General features: G+C 57.1%; 8 protein-coding genes. 4 read left to right on the forward strand and 4 right to left on the reverse strand.

Annotated features, from left to right (window positions below; genetic code table 11):
- Positions 1-354: 354 nt before the first annotated feature.
- The 4 genes from RSSM_RS25285 to RSSM_RS25305 all read right to left on the reverse strand — a co-directional run bounded on the left by RSSM_RS25285 (position 355) and on the right by RSSM_RS25305 (position 14,325).
- Positions 355-3,174 carry an Ig-like domain-containing protein gene (locus tag RSSM_RS25285; RefSeq protein WP_008686577.1) on the reverse strand — a complete coding sequence of 940 codons (2,820 nt, stop codon included), beginning with the start codon at positions 3,172-3,174 and terminating at the stop codon, positions 355-357.
- A complete protein-coding gene (locus RSSM_RS25290; RefSeq protein ID WP_144060109.1) occupies positions 3,167-10,555 on the reverse strand; it encodes an SdrD B-like domain-containing protein in 7,389 nt (2,462 codons plus the stop codon). The genes RSSM_RS25285 and RSSM_RS25290 overlap by 8 nt, the downstream gene beginning before the upstream one ends.
- Positions 10,556-11,519: 964 nt before the next feature.
- The gene (locus RSSM_RS25300) at positions 11,520-12,923 is read right to left on the reverse strand and encodes a two-component system sensor histidine kinase NtrB (RefSeq protein ID WP_008686580.1); all 1,404 of its coding nucleotides are present in this window, start codon (positions 12,921-12,923) and stop codon (positions 11,520-11,522) included.
- 37 nt (positions 12,924-12,960) lie between these two features.
- The gene (locus RSSM_RS25305; RefSeq protein ID WP_008686581.1) at positions 12,961-14,325 is read right to left on the reverse strand and encodes a sigma-54-dependent transcriptional regulator; all 1,365 of its coding nucleotides are present in this window, start codon (positions 14,323-14,325) and stop codon (positions 12,961-12,963) included.
- A gap of 350 nt (positions 14,326-14,675) precedes the next feature.
- On the opposite strand from RSSM_RS25305, the gene RSSM_RS25310 reads away from it, so the two are divergent.
- From RSSM_RS25310 to RSSM_RS25325, 4 genes are all read left to right on the forward strand, one after another.
- Positions 14,676-17,816 (forward strand): DUF2309 domain-containing protein, encoded by a 3,141-nt coding sequence (locus RSSM_RS25310; RefSeq protein WP_144060110.1) that lies wholly within the window; start codon positions 14,676-14,678, stop codon positions 17,814-17,816.
- A 51-nt stretch (positions 17,817-17,867) separates the two neighbouring features.
- Complete coding sequence (locus RSSM_RS25315) at positions 17,868-19,262, forward strand: proton-conducting transporter transmembrane domain-containing protein (protein WP_008686583.1); 1,395 nt, start codon at positions 17,868-17,870, stop codon at positions 19,260-19,262.
- 40 nt (positions 19,263-19,302) lie between these two features.
- Positions 19,303-20,757, forward strand: a complete 1,455-nt coding sequence (locus RSSM_RS25320) for a proton-conducting transporter transmembrane domain-containing protein (protein WP_008686584.1) — start codon at positions 19,303-19,305, stop codon at positions 20,755-20,757.
- Between the two features lie 157 nt (positions 20,758-20,914).
- Positions 20,915-22,937: SulP family inorganic anion transporter (locus tag RSSM_RS25325; RefSeq protein ID WP_008686586.1), on the forward strand; the 2,023-nt coding region annotated here is incomplete at its 3' end.

Here is a 22,937-nt window from a genome sequence, read left to right on the forward strand (position 1 = left end):
TGCCCCCGCCGAAACTCCTGGCACGCTGTTGAGTCGAAGGGCTCCCCCGAGGCTAACGATAGACTATTAGCCCGACGCGCAAGCGAGTGGTTGATTTAATAGCCCGATGCGCTACGGGCTGTTGATTTATTCGTTTAACAGGCGCCAAAGGCGACCTTCTGCCACTGCACGTCGCCTACGGCTACCGGTTAAACGAATACAGGTTGACTCTCGATTAATTCGACAAACCGTTGGCGAGCCTCGCTACTCGATCCGATCATAAAAATCGACGGCCCAATCCCTGTAGCTGGATGTCGCCAGAATTCAGATCCCCCAAATTCTGGCGACATCGGCTACCTCGTTTACCAACCCGCCCTACCGAGCAGAGATTCGGATTTCGTCGATGTAGACGTCATCCCCATTGCTACTCGCATCCGCCACCAGACGAATCTTGGCGTCGGAGGTAAACGCATAATCCTGCGACGAGATCGTCACCGAAGCTTGCTTGAACTCGTTGTTCTCGAAATCGACACCGCGTCTCCAACTTTCGATCGTCCGCCAACGGTTCCCGTCAAAGAACTGCAGCAGGAAATCTTCGTTGTTTTCAAAGCTCGCGGCGTAATACCAAAACTCGACGTTCAGTTCCGTGTAGCCGGGCGTTTCCAGGTCCAGGCTGTCCGTCAACGTAGCCGATGACTGCGTCCCGCTGTTGTCCTGCAGTCCGAGTGCGTTGTTACCTTGATGAGCCCGTCCGCCACCGGTGTAAAGGTACGCGTCGCGACCGCCGTCGGTGTAGGAACCAAACCCGTTCTCAAAATCTTCAAACGCAAGGTCAGTCCACAAGGCCTGCTCAACGACCTCTACAGTGACCGTCGCCGTCGCGGTACCACCAAAGCCATCGCTGATCGTATACGTAAACGCATCTGTTCCGACAAAGCCCGCGTCCGCGGTGTACGACAACGTACCATCACCGTTGTCGGTGACCTCTCCGTTGGCGGGCTGTGAGGTCGCGGTAACGGCAATGGCGTCGCCGTCGAGATCCGAATCATTCTCTAGGACACTGATAACGACCGGCGTCTGCTGGCTCGTGACTACGGAATCGTCGGTCGCGACGGGTGCGTGTTTCGGGCCGAACCCTTGGATTGCGATTTCATCAATATAGACATCGTCACCGTTATTGCTCGCATCGGCTCGCAAGCGAATGCGAGCATCGTCGGTGAAGCTAACATCCTGGTCGTTCACCTCGACCGACGCGAACACGAACTCATTGTTGTTGAAATCGGTTCCTCGTCTCCAGGTCGCGATGGTTTGCCAACTCGAGCCATCGTCCGAATACTGCAACCAGAAATCTTCTCCGTTTTCGAAACTGTTCGTGTAGAACCAAAACTCGACTTTTAACTCCTCGAGTTCCCTCGTAGCCAGAGGCAACGGATCGGTAAGTGTGATTGACGAACGCGAACCGCTGTTGTCCTGCAAATTAGCCGACCTGCTGCCCTGATGCGAACGCGAACCGGTGTGGATACGCGCGTCGTTGCCACCATCGGTGTACGTGCCAAACCCACTCTCGAAATCTTCGAAGGCCAAATCAAACCAACGTGCCGCCGAGGCAATCGGATCCGTAGGAGCACTCGTCAGCGGCCCTTCCGCGGTCCCGCGTCCGTCGACATATCTGACCGACACGCTGATTTGGCTGCCAACATCCTCCGGTGCGAGCACATAGCTGTCACCGCCAGCGTCAGGAATGACCACCGAATCACGGAGCCATTGATAGGCAAACGCCCCCAACCCATCTGGATCACTGATCCCGTTGGTTTCCACCAACAATGTCTGTCCCTCTTGGGCAACACCGACAACCAACGGTACCCCAGTTGGATCTTGGTTGACGTCATCATTGGTGACATCGATCGACGCTGCCGCGAATCCAAACGAACTGCCGCCACTGATCGTCACCGTCTGAGTTCCGTCGATGATCGAGTCGTCAACCGCACTGATCACAAACTCCGCAAAGGGATCACCCGCCAATATCGTCACGCTGACAGGAACCGTTGCTTCAGTTGTATCGCTGCTTGAGATCGAGACGATCGTGTCGGTCGCCGAAGGAGTTGTCAGCGAAACCGTGCCGGACGCCGTGCCTCCGTTTTCGCTGATTGACGCCTCATCAATCGTCAGCGAAAGCGTCGCCGAGTCCGTGTCACTCACAATCAAGCTGTCCGTCGCAGTTCCGAATTCCGAGTTCGTCCCGGTCAACGTCACTGCTTGATTACCGTCGATCAAATTGTCCGCAACGCCAGACACACTCGCGTTTGCAAAGACGCCCCCTGCGGGGATGTTAATCGACAACGCCCCGATGATCGCTTCGCCGGTGTCGTCACTCGTCAACTGCACCGGCGTGATCACGTCACGCGGAACCGATAGTCGAGCAAACAACTGCGTCGATCCATCTTCCGAGATCACGTCGTCAGCCACCTCGACAGTCAGGACCGCCACGTCGTCGTCAAGAATCGCAAGCGTTTGCGAGCCAGAACCAACCGCTGCACTTGTCGCCGTGATGACAACCGACGAGTCCTCGAGGGTATCTACGCCGTCGTCCACCGCCGACACCGTGAACGACGTCATTGTTTCTCCTGCCAAGATCGTGACCGACGCGGGCACGCTCGCTTCACCCACATCGCTCGACGACAAATCAATCGTCAGGTCGGTGTAGTAGGCCGTCGACAGCGTTAGAATCGCGGTCGTGGCGCCCCCGTTCTCAGCAATCGTGCTGTCTTCGATCGACAGAGACAGTTCCGCGGTGTCATCGTTCGTCACGGTGATGTCGACGGAGTCCGAATTGAGCAAACTGTCCGCGAAAATGGTGACCAACTCGTCCTCGTCATCGATCGACTCATCCACACCGCCAACGGTAAACGAGGCCATCGTTTCTCCCGCGAGAATCGTGACGCTCGACGGAACCGCCGCTTCGCCCACATCGCTGCTGCTGAGGGAAACCACGAGATCATCCACCAAAGGTGTCGTCAGCGAAATCGTTCCGCTCGTCGTTCCCCCATTCTCGCTGATGGACACTTCATCCAACGCGATCGACAGTGTGGACGTGTCCGAATTGCTGACCACGACGGTTGTCGTCACGTCTGCATAACCAACTGGCGATGCCGTGATAAGCACCGACTCATCATTGTCGACCAGGTCGTCAGCCAACCCCGGAAACCGTCACGGTTGCTGACTGCTCACCGGCGGGGATCACGATGCTCGATGGAGAGACGATCGCTTCACCGGTATCACTACTCAAAAGATTGATTGTGATCGGTTCTGTCAAAATGGAATCCAAGGACACTGTCGCCGTCGTCGATTCCTGTTCCGAAATCAAGGTCGCATCGAGCTGGAGCTGCAACCCGAAGACGTCGTCATCGATCACTCTGAACGAAAGAGCGTCGGCAGCACTGGTTGGTTGATCGTAGATCGACACTCTGCCGCTGCGGTCACCGTCAAGGACGTTGTTGTCGATCCCTGTCAAAACAAAAGTTGCCGAGATCTGCCCCGCAGGAATCACGACCGACTGCGGAGCCGATACTCGGTCGAGGATCCCCAATCCGCTCGGAGCCAGCGCGATCGAATAAGTTTTATCGGCAACAAGAGGTTGATCCAATGTCACCGTCGCCGTGATCTGGCCCTCGGCTTCCATTAAGAATCGATCATCCAGCGACAACGACACGTTTGGTGCAGCGATCGACAATTGATAGTCTTCGACTTCACCATCCGGTGCCCAGCCGGTCGGCGTTTCAACCGCGGTCGCGTCGGTGCTGAACCGGAACCGAGCCTGCACCAAGTCCAACACCGCATCGACCGGAACATTCACCGTCAATGTGCTGATTCCAGCGTCAAGCCCGTTGAACTGAGTCTGCTCGGTCGCACTGTCGAACTGCCCGTTGCCGTTGAAGTCAATCCAAACACCCAACGAACCGAACGTCGAGGCATCCACATCGAAAGCAAACTCGGCACCGGCAATCATGTTTCCGTGGAACGTGATTCCGTCATCGTCAAAATCATTGCCCGAAACGTTCGCGTCCGACGTTGCAAACACTGTCGCACCGAGCCGCACGGCAGGATCGACGGCATGCCGAGCGCCGTCAGATGCCAACAACGTCCCGAAGCTATCGGATGCATCTCCAAAATCAGCCCGCAATTTCGAAATCAGATCCAAATCACCGATGTCCTGGCCGGCAATCGCTGTCACACGATGTTCGGTCGCATCGACGGTCGCCCCCGCGATTCCGAACGGTCGGAATCCAGTCGACAGTGTGCGAACGGTAACACTATTCCCGTTCCAGATTGTGTCAACGAAGATGCCATCGGACGTGCCGCGATAGATTTCTCCACCTGCGGCCGCGAGACCATAGGGCTGAGGTCCTTGCGAGTAATTCTCGCTGGTCACCACGCCCGTATCCGGATCGATCGTCAGGCCATAGCCGCTTGCCCACACGTACAACTCCGTTCCGTCAATGGATTCGGACAGGCTACCAACAAGAGTGTAGTTGTTTGCATTGACAGCGTTGATGTCCAAGGTATCAAGCACCACACCGGACACCGGATCCACACGCAAAATCAATTCAGTGGAATAATCGGCAACAAACAAGTCTCCGTTGACATAGGCCACTCCATCATACGCCCCGGGCGGCAACTCAAACTGGCCTTTGCTAGCGCCTGTGTTCGGATCCAGCATCCACAGATTCAGTCCCGCCACGTAGTACAACGTATCCTCGCCCAACGCGAGTCCGGCAACTCCCGTCTGCGGTTCGCCAGGTGCTGCAAACTCAGCGAGCCTCTGACCGCTGACGGGGTCTAATTCGCGAATCGTCGACGTGCCCGCGGTAAATTGCAACGCAAACAAGCGGGTTTGGTCTTCGGCGACGGCGACTGATCCAAACCCAGGACCGTCCACGACTCGAATGACGTGTTCACCGGGAGCAACGTCCTCGAACGAGTATACCCCACTGACGTCAGTCGTTGTCGTCATCTCGCCGCTATCGAACACACCGTTTCGGTTGGCATCGAGGTAAACCGTCACGCCAACTCGTGGCGTGTCCGCGGCGTCAATCACGCCATCTCCGTTGTCATCCAGAGCAACCGTACCACTCAGTTCGACAAGCTCGGATTGGTATCCGTGGTCGATATTGCTCACTGCTTCGCCGGTCGCAACATCCACGACGACACCGCGATCGTACGACGTTCCCCCCGCGAGTCCATCGCCGTATTCCGTGTAGACCTGCCGAGTCACATTGAACTGAGCATCGAGCACGTAGATGTTGCCACCACCGGAATTGGAATCCACCCACAACTCACCATCCACGCTGGTCGCATCGTATCCAACTCCGTCAATCAAACTGTTGTAGTCAACTGTTGTCACACGTGCGGTGATGGGATCCAACCTCGCAATGCGACCATTCCCGGGGAACAGCAGCAAGGACTCACCGTCCGGTGATTCACTCAATCCCGCTTCGAAGGGTTGAACGTAGACAAAACTATCAACGAGATCGTTGACGAGATGAGTGATCGCTTTCGCGTCGACAAACTCGTTGCTACCCGTATCAAAACGCACTAGGAACTCACCTAACGCACTGCCACCGAACTGCAGCATGTAGAATTCGCCGTTCAACACAGCCGGACCAACGAGATTCGCCACACCTTCTGGGAATGGAGTCTGGTCCAACAACGTGCCGTCGGTTGCGAGCTCATAGACCATTCGGTATTGATTGCTCACCAACACTAACCGTTCCCCGTCAAACCCAATTGAGTTCCCACCGCCGGCAGGCAACTCCGTAGCGTGCCGGCGTGTGGTTTCGCCCGTGGATCGATTGACTTCGGCAATTGCAAAGAAGGATCCCGTTGGACTTTCGGGATTCGCCGTGCTGAGAAGTTGGAACAACCTGTCATGTCCTTGCACGGCAGTCGTTGATCGGAAGTTCTCCGGTGCGACGCTTTGCACTAACACGGATCTACCGGGGACGCCTTCGATGGTGTATTGTCCGTTTGCGTCACTGACGGCGAATGACTCGCCTTCATCGAGCCAACCGTTCGTGTTTGCGTCGACAAACACAGTCACGCCCGCGAGCGGTTGTTCGCCGGGGTTTTGAATCCCATCCCCGTTCTCATCGACGAACTGCAAACCGCTGATCGTTCCGGTCGCGGACACCTGCCCGAAGTTCAAGTCCACGATATCTTGTCCGCCGAGCACTCGAACCCGGTGCTCGACCGCGGTAACCGAATCCGCCCCATAGGCACGCGCGGCAAACGGCAGAGCCCAGTCGACAACCCGGATGGTTTGCCCCAGGGAATCGCGAACGTGAGTTGCCGTTTGGTTCGTCGATACCAGTGGGCCGTTAACGAACAGCTCGCCTGCCGCGCTGGCAGCACCAAAAATCGACGGAGTGTATTCGCTCGTTAGCACGGTCCCCGTTAGCGGATCGATTGTCAACATTTCGTTGGAGCCGCGGGCGATCAACTTCGTCCCATCCGCTGACTCACCCAACGCGCCGAACAAGTTGTAGGAATAAAACGGTAGCGTCCGGGTTATCTCACGGCGGATCAAATCGTAGGCCACGATGGTATTGCGGTTGGAATCGAGCAGGAACCCCTCTCCATCGATGATTGCCATCCCATTGAAATCGCCGTCGAACGACGAGGTGTGAGTCACCTCACCCGTGTTTGCATTAATTTCAAAGACATTGTCGAGCTGCGACATGTACAGTGTGTCGCCGTCGAGTGCCAATCCGGCGCCGAGATTGGGATGAGAGATTCCAGGAGCCGCAAATGAATTGAGTACCTCACCGGAGTCGGGGTCGATTTCATGAATCGACGCGGTCGCGAGATCGTAATCGTAGAGATAGGCGAACAATCGTGTCGTGTTGGACGTCCACGCCTGCGACACCTCGTCCGACGCGGAGACTTGACGAACGACGTAATCACCCGCAGCGACCTCAAACAAATAGGCCCCCTGCGAATCCGTTACCGTGGAAACTTCTCCCACGTCAAAAACACCGTTGCGGTTCGCATCCAAATAGACCGTGGCTCCCGACAAAGGTTGCTCGCCCGCGTCCGCGACGCCATTCGCGTTGACGTCATCCGTGATCACTCCGGCGAGAGTACTGAGTGTCGACGCAAAACCGTGGTTCACATCCGCAACGTTACTCCCTTCGACGACTTCAACACTGATCCCATTGTCCGAAAGGCTGCCGCTAGCCAGCCCGAAGACAAATTTAGGAACGAATACCTCACGGACCCATTGCCCCGCTGAATCACGCACCTCGACTCGATTCCCAAACGACTCAAAGATCTCTCCTCCCAAAGTTGTGAGTCCTCGGGTGAGCGGATTGTCTTGGAATGATTCAGGATCGAACGTGGCAACTCCAGTGACAGGATCGATTTCTAAAATCCGATCGTCGTCGGCCGCCAACAGAATTTTGGTGCCATCGAACGAAGCGGCGGATGCAAAGGTTGCCGTTGGAGGAATCACAAACGATCCGTCGGGCAATGACTCGAGCCCATTGTCGAAAGTGATCGCCGTTCGATAGGTGAACTCGTTGGACACGGGATCAAACGAATACAGCAGCAAACCTCCATAATCGGTCGGACGAACCGAGAACAAAGTGCCCTGCACGTTGACCAGCCCAAAGTCCTCTTCGTTGGTGTATCCGGCGCCATCTTCGGTCGGCACTCCCAGCGGCGAACTGTCAACGAGAGTTCCATCCGTTGTCAGTTCATGAACCAGATCGAAATAGCTGTCCGTGATGAAAAGATGGGTGCCGTCAAACTCGAGAGCCAACGCTGCGAAGCTGGCCGGAATGCCGGTCGGTATGGCACGGAGCATTTGCCCTGTTTCAGGATCCAACTCCAAGATCTCGTGAACGAATCCTGTGTCGCTGTCCCCGGACGCCGTCCTTCCCAACGCGAACAACCTCTCTGCTGAAGGACCGGTATCGATGATTCGATAGTTCCCCGGTGCAACCGATCGAATGGTGACATCTCCTGGGGGAACGTCCTGCAACGTGTAAGCCCCGTCGGCAGCACTGACCGCAAACGGTTCGTCGGCATCCAACGAAAAATTGTTGTTCAGGTCCACGAATACCGTAGCACCTTCGATTCCCGTTTCCCCGGGGTCCTGGACGCCGTTCTGATTGGCATCGTCAAATTGGACGCCTGCAATGCTGCTGCTGACGTCCACCGCACCAAAGTCAATTTCGGTAAGTTGTTCGTCGAGTGAGACCGAAACCGTTCGCCTGAAGTCGAAGCCCCCGCCGGTCGCCACCCCCATAATCCTGACACCGACCGAGATCGTTCCCACCTCGGTTCCGTCGGCTTGGTAGCTCTGAACGGCCCGTGCCGCATAGGATCCTGCGTAGAAACTGCCATTCCCTCCCGCGAGTCCATCGTGCCGGACACCGTCAGGCAGCGGATAGATCTCGCCGGTAATCAATCCGGTCTCTGGATCGATTACCAATTTGGCATCGCCTGGTGTCCCCGCGAGCAACGCCGTCCCGTCCGCCGTTTCTCCCAAAGAGAACTGAAGGTTCGTGGTATTAGCGGTCGGATTCAGGCTCGGAATGTGGAACGAAGAAACCAATTCGCGGGTCTCCAAATCGATGCGAATAATTTCGTCGAACGAGTCGTTGGAGAAGAACAGATCGCCGTCGACCACGGCCGCTCCATGCCAATTCGCTCCCGTGTTGATCGGAACGGAAAACGAATCCACAGCAGCGAGCGTGTCAGGATCGATCACAACAACGAGTGCATCGTTCCGATCGAGCGTGTAGAGGAATTCACCGTCGAATGCCAAACTCGTTGCCTCCACCGCGTGCGTAGGGACGCGCAAAACAGTTTCTTGCGCAATGACTGAACCGTCTGTTAGATCTACCTCGCTGATCGAAGAAAAGTCATGCCAAACGAACAACCGATCCCCGGTGTTCGGTTCACCGGTTTGCCGATAGCCAACGGGCGGAATAAAACGCAAATCTTGTTCGCCCGGAATCAGATCGATCAACCGATAACTTCCGTCGGTCTCGCTGACGTCGCTGGACTCGCCCACGTCGAGCCGCGAATTGTTGTTCGCGTCGACATAAACCGTTGCACCGGAAATGGGCAATTCGCCATCGTCAAAGATGCCGTTCTCGTTGACGTCTTCGAACAGGGTTCCCTCAATGGAAGTATCGTTCTGACGAACGCCAAAGTCCGCGATCGGTGAATCGGTACTGCCCAACAATTGCACAGTTTGACGACTGACGGTCGTACTGAGGTACCCGCTTACAAACTCCGTCGCGACAACGTGTTGCCCCAACGGAAGCGTGTCGAACGAGTAGCTGCCGTTTGAGTCGGTCGTGGTCGATGACTCCCACGAGTCCAACCGCCCGTCGCCGTCTTCATCTAGAAAAATAGTCCAACCTGCGACCCCGGATTCTCCTGCTGATTGAACGCCATCGGCATCGATATCATCAAACACGACGCCCGAAATTTGGGTCAGGTTTCTCGTCCAGCCGATGTTCGCCGTCTCAACATCAGACGCGGAGTCGACGACAATTTCCTGTGGATCCGTCGTCGTGAACACCCACGCGTCGTCCAACACCGCCCGAACACGATGGGTTGTGAAGTAGAGCGTCTCAAACCGATAGTGTCCGGTTTCATCCACATCGATCGTCGTCGGATCGTCCTCGAGCGTGACGAGTGAATCCTCCCACGAGTCAAGGTTGCCGTTGAAACTTGAATCGAGGAACACCGTCTGGCCCGAAAGTCCCGGTTCACCGGCGTCTCGCACTCCGTTCAAATTCAAATCCTCAAACAGCACGCCTTCGATCACCGACTCGTTGGCAACCGCGGGCACTGCCGCCGACACCGATTCGGTATCAAAGGAAACCGTGACCGGCGCGGACGAAAATGTCGATGAGACAAATTCCGTTCGATCTCGAACCCGCAACACGTGCTCGCCGAGCGGCACGTCATCCATCTCAAACCAACCCGCTTCGTCGATATCCGGCGTCGAAGCGAGATCAGCATCGCTGTAGGTGTCATACGGTTCGGGATAGCTCCAAACTCCGTCGCTGTTCAGATCAACGTAAACCCACGCACCGGTCGCACCGGGTTCTCCCGCGTCGCGAACACCATCGTTGTTGGTATCCTCGAAAACATATCCGTTGATAGTGCGGAGCGGTTCGCGTTCAATCGACACCACGTTCCCATCAAAATCTCCATTGCCTGCACCGGAGTCACCGAGCAACCCGCCCGTGAGACTAGTGATGGTGTCGTCGTCTACCAATCGCAGCTGCAACGTCCCGTCATCCGAACCGGTATTCACAACAACCGTGTAACTCGAACCGTCCGATCCGGGGATCACTTCCGCGACGGATGCTCCGGTCACGCCGACTTGGTCAACGACGAAATCAGTGATATCGACTCTTGATACGGCTTCACTGAACGTCAACGAGTAACTCACCTGCTCGTTACCGACCCCGTACGCCGGATCGGCAGACAGCGATTCGACGGTCGGGAAATCGCCCGCGAGGAGTTGCCGGGACTCGAGTGATTCGACAAGCAAACCGCGACTTCTCGCTGTGACGAACTTTTCGAGTGCACGGCGACGTGCGCGGACAAGTGAACCAGCGGAACCGAATTTAAATCGACGACTAATCAAGCCTATGCCCTCACAAATCAAACCAAGTTACGCGTCGATTGCGACTCAAACCGAGGACATCAGGGATGATGCGGGCCGGAAAGGCAGGCAAAACGACAAGAAAAGATGACTGCGGCCGCCCTCAACAAGGGCACCGAAGCCCCCTCTAAAGCGGATCAGCGGCGATCCTAGCACAATCCGAGAAGACAATGCGTGAAGTCACAAAGATTCTGGATGAATATCATCAAAAGTTGATAAACGAAACCTTGCCCGCATATTCCGAGAAAATGCGTCGACGCCGGAGCGTGCGTCCTGAGCGATTTCCAACGCCGCCCAGGACAATCCGCCCGACTCGCAGCCAATTGATCGAGCCCGTAGCGAAAGTCGCCAAGACGTTCGGCGTTTGACAGAGCCCCCCGCCGAAACTCCTGGCACGCTGTTGATTCGAAGGGCTCCCCCGAGGCTAACGATAGACTATTAGCCCGACGCGCAAGCGAGTGGTTGATTTAATAGCCCGATGCGCTACGGGCTGTTGATTTATTCGTTTAACAGGCGCCAAAGGCGACCTTCTGCCACTGCACGTCGCCTACGGCTACCGGTTAAACGAATACAGGTTGACTCTTGTTTAAATCGCCCCACCGGCAAGCGAGTGGTTGTGTGCATCCCTCGCTAGCGCAGCGGGCTAATAAACTAACTGCCCGCCAAGAGTTTTCGGTGATCCATAGGGCCCGCCGAAACTCTTGGCGATTTTCGCTACCGGAGCCGATTACAAAAATCGACTGGGCCAATCCCTTAACTGGATTCGCCAAAGATTCAGACTCCCCACCGGCAACACACCCCCGAAGTCTTAGCCACTCCGGCTACTTCATTTCGATACACGCTCTCGCGATCAGACTTCTTCATTCACCGGCAGCACGACGGTGAACGTGGTTCCCTGGGGGCTGGTTTGGAAGTCGAGGTTGCCGTTGTGTTGGCGGATAATCTTGTCGCACAGCGCGAGCCCCATGCCGGTGCCGTCGGGACGGGTGGTGAAATACGGATCAAAGATCTTGGGCTGGATCTCTGCCGGGATCCCTTTGCCGGTATCAACCACGTCGACTTGGATGCCGCGATCATCGCCTGAAATCACGAAACACAAAACTCCTCCGTCCGGCATGGACGCGATCGCGTTGATCGCGAGGTTCAAAAACACCTGCTCCAAACGAACCGAGTCGGCTTGGATCATGCCCAACATTTCACGTGACGGTTGGACGCGAATCTGGACCTTTTGCCCCTCCGCCTGCGGACGCAAAAGACGAACGAGTTTCTCGATCAGCAGATTCACATCGACCGGAGAGCGACCGATGTCGTTGATCGACGCGTAGCTGCGGAAACCGTCGAGCACGCTACCGATTCGTTTGACTTCGGTATTGAGAATATCGAGCGACTCGTTCACCTCAGCATCGCCGGTCTCTTTCGCCAACCGTTCGCACAACAACTGGATATGCAACGACAACGCACTGAGAGGATTCTTGATTTCGTGTTGCAAACCAGCCGCCAACGACCCGAGCCCCATGTAGCGTTCCATCCGTCGCAACCGTTCTTCCATCAACGCTTTCTGCGTCACGTCACGAACATGGATAACCTGACCGATCTGTTGTCCACCTCGGTTGTGCAGCCGCGTGCAACCGGCCCGGAACGTTTGCACGAGTCCATCACGTTGGACTCGGTAATCTCGATCCCGAATCGGTTCGGCGCGGAGGCGACTCTCCTCGCAAATCTGGGCCAACATCCCGTGATCACGATTGATCTCAGCGATATTGCCTCCGATCCCAGGCTTCGGCGCCCCCACCGAACCGACTGCATTATCAGATTCCCCATTCGATCCGTTTGGATCCCAACCCAACAAGGATCGGCCTCTCGTATTGATACTCGTGATGACACCGTTCTCGTCGGTTGTGATCACGCCCGAATCCATGCTCGCAAGAATATCTGACGAGAGCACTTTGACATCGGCGAGCGATTTTTCGCTCGACAGGTAGGCCCGAACGACGAAGACGAACGCGACCGCGGTGGCCATCACGTTCAACACGAGCAAAGCGAGCAGGCTGCTCTGCAGACTCAGATCTCCGGACAGCTCGTTGGCGATTTTCAGATCGCTGGTCGGCAGGTGTTTGATGATTTGTTTGAGGATCTCCTGTTCCCGCGAGACCGTCGCGAGAATCCAGGCGGTCACCGCAAGTGACAGCAAACTCAGCAGAGCCAGACCGATCGCGATCCGTCGTACGCCGCGTGCACCGGGAGGGTCAATCATCACAGTAATTCATCCAACATCATCAATTCACCCAACATCATCGCAGCCCGAAACGGCCCATTTTGTAGTGCAACGTTCGCACGCTGACGCCCAACATATTGGCGGTCTTTTCGCGGTGCATGCCGCACGCGCGAAGCGCCGCCTCGATCGTTTGTCGCTCGCAGGCCTCGACCGCATCGGCGAGCGTTCCGACCACTGTGTTTCCACTGCCGGCCGGTTTGCTGAGTTCCGATGGCAATTCGTTTTGCTCGATCACGTCGCCCGCCGAAGTCAGCACCATTCGTTCGATCACATTGCGAAGCTGCCGTACGTTGCCCGGCCATGGCGCCGACATCATGGTTTTCATCGCATCGGCGGCAAACGTTTTCTGCGGCCGTCCGTGCCGGGTGCAAAACTGTTCGAGAAAATGTTCCGCCAGCAACGGGATGTCATCTCGTCGGCCTCGCAGCGGAGGCAACTCGATGGGAATCACATTCAGCCGATAGAAGAGATCCTCACGAAAGGCACCCTCGTCAACCATTTGTTGCACCGACCGGTTCGTAGCCGAAACTACACGAGCGTCCGAGGTTAAGACTTGCTCGCCCCCGACGCGAGTAAACTGCCGCGATTCGAGCACACGGAGCAAATCGACCTGACTCTTCGCCGACATCTCGGTGACTTCGTCGAGAAACAGCGTGCCGTGCGAGGCTTGTTCGAAACAACCGGGCTTCCGCCGGCTCGCACCGCTGAATGCACCTTTCTCGTGCCCGAACAATTCGCTCTCGAGCAGCGTTTCAGGTAACGCACCTAAGTTAACCGCGACAAAGGGGCCAGTGCTTCTTTCACTAAGATCATGCAACGCACGCGCGATCAATTCTTTCCCCGTACCGCTTTCGCCTTGGATCATCACCGTCGCGTCGGTCGCGGCGACTTGACGGATTTGCCGGAACACATCCTGCATGGCCGCACCACCGGCGACGATGTTGGAGATCTGCCCCGAGTCGGCGAGCCTGCTTTTCAACTGTTGGTTTTCGACCCGCAGTTGATAGTGCTCGCGAGCCTTGCGGACTTGTTGACGAACGAGATTCAGGTCGAGCGGTTTGAGGATGAAGTCAAACGCGCCGGCCCGCATCGCGTCGACCGCCGTCTCAACCGTGCCATGAGCGGTGATGACGATGACGGCCGTCTGTGGTCGCTGAGCAACGATGCGTTCGAGCAGCTCGATCCCCGACATTTCGCAGTTCAATCGCACGTCGACAATCACCAACGGATAGTTCCCACCATCGATCTTGGCGAGTGCTTCCTCGGCATCCCCCGCGGTTTCGATGACGTCGGCGTCGTCGGCGAGCCCTCTCGCCAATCCGCTACGGATGTTGGGTTCGTCGTCGACGATCAAAACGCCAAAGGGATCGGGGTCGGGCATACGGGTCGATTGGGGCTGCAGCGGCTGTTGAGTTGGGCCGCCGATCTTAGTCGCCCCGCGACGTTGAATCGAGCCCAATGGGATGTAGGCGTGCAACGTTGCGGGCGCCAGGCGGACCGACCTGCAAAGTTTTGCAGATTGCTGCAGCGGCCTGCAGAGATTCTGTGCACCTCGGTGAACGGTTTGATTTCGGCGATCTTTTCCGAGCACCGGAATTCGCACCCAAACGCTCGGCATCCGGGCAGATCGTTCGCGAGCGGACGTTGCCACGACCATCGCAACACTTGTTTGGCACACCGGCTGCAATCAAGCAAACGATCCAGTTCTTTCGCAACGACTCGTGCTTCCCTATGCAAGACGCAACCCTGAGCGGTCCCACCCCGGCGGATTCTCCCGCATCCTCGCATCCTCTCGCTCCGGGTGATCGGGATCTCGCGTCAATCATCGAACACGCCACGCACTACCTGCCTTCGCAGGGGCCGATCTCGATCTTCGTGCATCACAACACGCTGCACTCGTTCGAGGACCTGCCCTTTGAAGAGGCCGTCCTCGAAGGCGGACGACGCTATCGGTGTGAACCCTACCTGCCCGAAGAACGGTACCACCACGAACTGGCTCGCGGGCGGATCTCGATCGACGATCTTCGCCAAGTCCTGATGGACGACCTCGACGCGACGGCCGATGAACTGATCGCGAACTTCGGAACCCGCTATTCGTTGCGATTGGCGATGTTGCAAATGACGCTGCACTCCGCCCCCGATGCGGAACTGCAGTGGCTGCTCGCCGAAACCAAACTTCTCAAACGTTTCCAATCCCAAGTTTCGCTCGCCCGTCGCGACCAAGTCATCTCGGCGACCCGCAACTGGATCATCCGGGGTCGCGATTCAGGAAAGCTGCCGCCGATCGTGCAAACGTTGCTGAATGAAAACAGCGGGTCGAAACCGGCGACTTGGAACGACGACGGGTGGGAAGCCTTCACGCTAAACCTGTTGTGGCGGGTCTGCTACGACGGGATTGACAAAGCCGCTCTGCCGAGCGAACCGCTCCGTCACAACGATTCGCTCAACGAGTTGATGCTGCAAACCTGCGGCGAAGACATCGATGCGGCTGTGAACGAAGTTTTGATCCGATTCTGTGGCAGCTTTCTCGATCAGGGATTCGCCGATTGGTCGTTACCGGATCGCGAACAGGGTTTCGCAAAGTCGTTCGCCCGACTGTACATGCAACGTGGATCGATCCTTCCCGCGTGGATGCGTTGCCTGCGGCTGGAGATGTCGTCGATCGCCAACGGGGAGTTCTCGCCGCTCGACTCGATCAACGAATCGCTCGCGGCGATGGGTGTCGACACGTCCGACCGAATCAAAGTCGAAGACGAGATCACGACGACGTTGTTGGCCCTACGCGGATGGGCCGGGATGATCTGGCAAACCGAAACCAACGCTCCTCACCTGCCGCATCCGATTCCCTCGGGATCGTTGCACGAATACTTGGCGATCCGGTTGATCCTGCAGCGTCACGCGTTGGCCGACGCGGGCGAACGCCATTTCGGGACACGCAACATCGAGGAAGTCCGCCGCCGCGTCGACACCGAACTGCAACGCCACACCCGACGAGGAGTCTTGCCTGCATTTCGTCGTGGCCCATCGACGAGCGAACGAACCTACGTGCTCTTTCAACTCGCTCAGTCCGGCGGTTGGACACCCGAACAATTGACGTCGATGTCGTCACAGCAATGGGAACGCGTCGTCAACGAAGTCGAGTCGTTCGGATCACTCGAGCGACGTCGAATCTTCCAGTTGGCGTACGAGCGTCACTACGCGACCGCGACGCTCGACGCGTTGTCGATTCATTCCCAACGACGACGCGAACAGGTATCGCTCAGCGTTCGGCGACCGGCGTACCTCGCGATATTCTGCATCGACGATCGCGAGGAATCGTTCCGCCGTCATCTCGAGGAGATTGATCCGGAATGCCGGACCGCTTCGGCAGCGGGATTCTTTGCCGTCGCGATGTACTACCGCGGTGCCGACCACGCACACTACCGTCCGCTGTGTCCGGCGATCGTCACTCCGCAACACTACGTTCGAGAAGAGCCCACGTTTTCGACCGTCAACCTGAGTGAAAAACGTGCCGTGCGTCGACGCCGGATCGGATGGTTCACTCACCAAGTTCACGCTCACTCGCGCACGCTCGTCGGTGGCTGGGTCACGGGTGTTTTCGGCGCGCTTGCGACGTTTCCGATGGTCGCCCGGATCTTGTTCCCACGGCTGACTTCGCGGCTCAAGAACTCGATGGGCACGTTCGTTCGCACGCCTTCGTCGGAACTGCATCTCGAGCGGATCGCCGACGAACCCGGTCAAGAACCCGACGCGTTGGGATACAGTTTGGATGAGATGGCTGACATCGTTGTCCGTATCCTGCAAGACATCGGGTGCGTCAAAGATTTTCCGCCGATCGTTGTATTCTTTGGACACGGCAGCGGCAGTTTAAACAACCCGCACGAGTCGGCGTACAACTGCGGCGCGTGCAGCGGCGGGCGTGGCGGGCCAAACGCGCGTGCATTCGCGGTGATGGCCAACGACCGACGCGTGCGTCGCCTGACTCTCGAACGGGGCATCGAAATCCCCGACGACGTTCGCTTCATCGGTGCCTATCACAACACCTGTAACGACGACGTCGAGTACTACGACCTCGACCTTCTGCCACGAACGCATCGCGAGTTGTTCCGACGGATCGAACGAAACGTTAACGAAACCCGAGCACGAAACGCTCACGAGCGAGCCCGTCGTTTCGAATCGGCGCCGCTCGACCTGACCTTCTCCGAAGCCCTCGAACACGTCGAACAGCGATCCGAAGATCTTTCCCAGGCTCGCCCCGAATACAACCACGCGACCAACGCGTTGGTGACCGTCGGCCGACGTGATTGGACGCGTGGGTTGTTCATGGATCGACGGGTGTTCTTGACCGAATACGATCCGTCGGTTGATGACGATCAGGCATCGGTGCTGACGCGGATTCTGCAAGCCGCCATTCCGGTTTGTGCCGGCATCAACCTGGAGTACTACTTCTCGTGCGTGGACGTCGAAGGTTACGGATGCGGATCGAAACTGCCGCACAACGTCGCCTCGATGCTAGGCGTGATGACGGGCGCCGCGAGCGACCTGCGACCGGGACTCTCGCAGCAGATGGTCGAAATTCACGAACCGATGCGAATTCTTTTTGTTGTCGAGACCACGCCCAAAAACATGGACACGATCATCGACGCCAATCCGGGCATCGCCAAATTAGTGAAAGGCCGATGGGTGCAGGTCGCGTTGATCGATCCATCAACCTCGGACATCCTTCGCTACGTCAACGGCCGCTATGAGCCGTACGTCGCCGAATCGAGCGACCTCCCCGAAGTCGAATCTTCAGCGGATTGGTATCGCGGCCAACGTGATCATCTCGGCTTTGCAACGGTGACGATCGACCACGATTCGAGTGGCGATTGAAACGCGCAGCCTCACCCGAACCACACAACTTGCCCTCCAACGCTTCCTCGCATGATCACACTTCAAACCACCTTCCAAACGCTCGGCACCGCGGTGATCGTCAGCCCCGTGATATTGCTGGCGATCCTCGGGCTGTCGGGCTTATTCAACCGCGCGCTCAGCGAAGGTTCGATTTCGCGTCTGACTCAGGCCGCGGTATTGTTCACGTTGTTGCCCGCGATCGTGATCCTGTTCCTGATGCTCGCAACCGGCATTCGCTACGTGCCCGTGGAGCTGGGCAATTGGGTATCAATTCCCGAACAGGATTTTCACTTCAGCCTCAAATTCGCGTTCGACCGATTGAGCATCCCGTTTGCCATTTTGAGCTGTGTGCTGTGCGGCGTCGTAGCCGAATTCACACGGCGATACCTGCACCGCGAAGAAGGCTACGCCCGCTTCTTTTTGTTCTACGCGGTGTTCTTTTGCGGCATGGTTTGGTCGTCGCTCGCGAGCACCATCGAAACACTGTTTGTCGGCTGGGAAATGGTCGGTTTGTCGTCCGCGTTGCTCGTCGCGTACTTTCACGAACGCGTCAATCCGGTTCGCAACGGACAACGCGTTTGGTCAGTCTACCGGTTGTCCGACGCCGCGTTCTTGACCGCTGCGATCACGATGCATCACCTGACCGGCGAAGGCGACTTCGGCGGATTGATGAGCAGCGGAGTGTGGCCCGAGGGCGTCGCCGCGATCGAACCAGGGCAAGCGTTGCTCGTGGGTTCGTTACTGTTAATCGCGGCCGCCGGAAAATCAGGTTTGTTCCCATTTAGCGGATGGTTGCCGCGTGCGATGGAAGGTCCGACTCCATCGAGTGCGATCTTCTACGGTGCGTTGTCGGTTCACTTGGGTGCGTACCTGTTGCTGCGTTTGAGCCCGATCGTCGCGGTGTCCTTGCCGCTGCAGATCATGGTACTCACGTTGGGAATCATCACGGCGGGCTGCGGGGCGGTCATGTCGCGGGTTCAGAGCGATGTGAAAGTTTCGCTCGCGTACGCCTCACTGACCCAGGTCGGCATCATCGTCGTTGAAATCGGCCTGGGGCTGTACTACCTCGCGTTGATCCACATCATTGGGCACGCGTGCTTGCGAACGATGCAGTTATTGCGAGCCCCGACCATTATCCGCGACTACGAAGACATCGAAAACCAAATCGGCACGCGACTCGAACACGACGAATGGGCCGGCGCCCGCATGCTGCCCGGGACGATCCAACGTTGGTGCTATCGATTCGGGTTTGACCGCGGATTCATGGACATCGCACTGGACAAGTACATTGTTGGCCCCTTTGTGCGAACCATGCACTGGTGCGACCGGCAAGAACAGCGAATCACCGACTGGATCTCTCGAGAACAATCTCGCGAGTCCGAAGACATTGATTTGCATCCCGAAGAAATGGGCCGCGCCGCCTAGGCAAAACCAATCCCCCCGTCATTCCTTTAGATTATTCACAATGCCTGAGTTTCACTTTCCGTGGATTGAAATATCCATCCTCGTACCGTTGATCGGTGCGATGTGGGTCCACATCCACGGCCAACGCGAGAACACCACCGCCCACGCGATTGTGTGCTGTGCCGCAACGCTGCTCCTGACCATCGGCGAACTGCTCGATTTTCTGTTCATGGGAACGTTCGAAGCCCACGATCATGGGCGCTTGCTCAGTTGGATTTTCAATCCGGAGTTCTTTGTCGTCGATGAACTCAGCGCGTTCCTGATCCCGTTGTCGGCGTTGATCTATTTGGTTGTTGTGATGTCAACGCTGCGAACGAAAGCTCCGCGTTTTTCGCTTCGCCTGGCGTTGCTTTCTGAAACACTGCTGCTCGCGACGTTCAGTTGCCGGTCATCCTGGGCACTGATCGGGTTGTTGATCGCTGCGACAATCCCACCGTACCTCGAACTGCGACAACGGCAACGTTGCACCCGCATCTACGTTCTGCACATGAGCGTCTTTGCCACGTTGCTGATCGCCGGCTACGCGTGGTTGTCGCTGACCGATTCGTCTCCCTCGTCGACGTTGATTCCCGGTGCATTGTTGACCGCCGCGGCGTTGCTGCGTGCGGGAATCTTCCCGCTGCATCTGTGGATGACGGACTTGTTCGAAAAGGCCACCTTCGGGACAGCCATCCTTTTCACGACGCCGCTCGCCGGTGCCTACGCGGTGATGCGATTGGTGTTGCCGATCGCTCCATCGTGGGCACTGCAGAGCATCGCGGTACTGTCGTTGACAACCGCGATCTACGCGGCTTCGATGGCACTAATCCAACGGGAAGCTCGCCGGATGTTCTGTTTCCTTTTGCTCAGCCAATCTTCGCTAGTGCTGGTCGGATTGGAATTGGTGACCCCCATCGGTCTGGCGGGAGCACTTTGCCTGTGGTTATCCGTCGGACTGTCGATGACCGGATTTGGCATCACGCTGCGTTGCATCGAAGCCCGCATTTCCCGCGTTTCGTTGATCGACTACCACGGAATGTATCGCCAGATGCCGATGATGGCGGGGTTCTTTTTGCTGACCGGACTCGCCGCGATCGGCTTTCCCGCCACGGTCGGATTCGTCGGCATGGAATTGCTAATCGAAGGCGCCGTGGACGTTTATCCGTTCGTCGGAACGTTTGTGGTTCTCGCCGCCGCGTTGTGCGGGATCACCGTTTTGATGGCTTACTTTCGCATTTTCACCGGACACGCCAACCGTGCGTTGATCCCGATGAATGCACGCCCCACCGAACGCTTTGCTGTGTTGATGTTGACGCTGCTGATCGTCGGCGGCGGCCTCGTTCCACAGCCCGGTGTCAGTTCGCGATATCACGCCGCAAAAGAACTGACCAACCAAAGAGTGCGTCTGCTCGGACCAACCGGCGACGGTGATGCCTCACATTCCGACGATCAAGCCGATTCACACTTAGAGCATTAGCGTTCTGAAAATTGACGTACCCGATGTTGCCAAACTTCGGTGACCTGAAAATCAGGCGAATCCAGCTACAGAAATCGGACACGTTGAATTTCACGAACGACTCCGCCCCCGCATCTTCCTCGATCCATTCTCTCCACCTCCGCCCCTGAACCTTTCCATGAGCACATCGATTCCAAATCAGCGAGACGTTCCACGCGGCAACGTCGAAGGTTTCACTCGCTACATCAAGCACGACTTGATTTCGGGTTTCCTCGTCTTCCTGATCGCATTGCCGTTGTGTCTAGGCATCTCGATCGCGAGCGGCTATCCGGCGATTGCGGGAATCTTCACCGCGATCATCGGATCGTTCATCACCACGTTCATGAGCAACAGCGAGCTAACGATCAAAGGACCGGCGGCGGGTTTGATCGTGATCGCGATCGGTTGCATCGGCGCGTTCGGCGGTGACGGGATGGTCGGCGGATGGACGGAAGCGGACACGCATGCCTACCAAGCCGCGTTGGCGGTCGGTGTAGCGGCAGCGATCCTGCAGATCTGTTTCGGCTTCTTTCGCGCCGGCATTCTGGGCGAGTTCTTTCCGATTTCGGCCGTGCACGGCATGCTCGCCGCGATCGGTGTGATCATCATCGCGAAACAGATCCCCGTGGCTCTCGGTGTCAGCGCGAGCGGCGGACCACTGGAGATGATCAAACAGATTCCACACTTCATCGCCGACGCCAACCCGGCGATCGCCGCCATCGGGCTGGTCAGCGTCCTGATCATGTTTGTCTGGCCGATTGTTCAACAAAAGGCGAGCTTTCTCAAAGTCCTGCCTTCTCCTTTGATCGTGCTCATGGTTGCGATCCCGATGGGCATGGGTTTCGATCTGATGCACAAACACTCATACGTTCTGCAAAACCACGAATACCAACTCGGCGAGAACTATCTCGTCACGATGCCCGACCGAGTCTTTGGCATGTTCGACGAGTTGACCACACCGAACTTCGCCGCCCTGCGTGAACCGCGTGCCTGGCCGTGGGTGTTCATGTTCTTCATCATCGGCAGCCTCGAATCGCTGCTCAGTGCCAAGGCAATCGACTTGCTCGATCCCTGGAAACGCAAAACCAACATGGACCGCGACATGATCGCCGTCGGTACCGGCAACCTTTGCTGTGCCCTCGTCGGCGGGTTGCCCATGATCTCCGAAATCGTGCGTAGCAAGGCGAACATCGACAACGGGGCGCGGACTCGTTTCGCGGATCTGTGGCACGGTGTGTTCTTGTTGGTCTGCGTCGCGTTCATTCCCATGGTGCTGCACCGCATCCCAATGGCCGCACTGGCAGCGATGCTGATCTACACCGGTTTCCGGCTCGCTCACCCGACCGAGTTCATGAACGTTTGGAAAGTCGGACGCGAGCAACTCGTGATCTTCGTCGTCACCCTCGTCAGCGTGCTTGCCACCGACTTGTTGATCGGAATCGCGATCGGAATCGCCACCAAAGTCGTCATCCACTTGTCTAACGGTGTGCCAGCCCGGTCGTTGTTCAAACCGGAGATTGAGTTGACCGAAGACGACGGAAACACCGTCCGATTGACCGCACGAAAGTCAGCGGTGTTTAGCAATTGGATTCCGATGCGTCGGCAGATCGAACGGATCGGTTTGGTCGATCGTCGCAACATCGTTTTGGACCTTTCGGACGTCCAGTTGGTTGACCATACGGTGATGGACAAACTGCACGAGATGGAAAACGATTTCGAACAACACGGTCTGTCGTTCAGCACGGTGGGTTTGGACTCGCATCAAGCGTTCACCGAGCACGCCCATTCGGCTCGGCGGAAAGGCGTCTCGTCGGTGAAATTGATTACGATCACCACGGATCCATCGACCGAAGAAATGCTGCAAACCGCCTTTGTACGCTTGGGCGTCAGCGGATTCACATCGTTCCCGTGCATGGGTGCCGGCCGGCACGAGATCAACTCCGAAGGCGGCGAGCCCCAACCGCGAGCCCGCATTGAAGTCATCGTGACCAAAGAATCGGTGCAGTCCGTGGTCGACTACCTCGTTCGCGAAGTCCAACCGAATCATCGATTAACGTTTACGATCGAAAACGTCCAAGTCGCCCGAATCGACGCATTCACGTCCAACGGAGAATCCAGTTGGACCGAAAAAGGGGCACCGTCGCAACAACCGCATGACGGAA

Source organism: Aporhodopirellula sallentina SM41 (assembly GCF_000346505.1).
Taxonomy (GTDB): domain Bacteria; phylum Planctomycetota; class Planctomycetia; order Pirellulales; family Pirellulaceae; genus Rhodopirellula; species Rhodopirellula sallentina.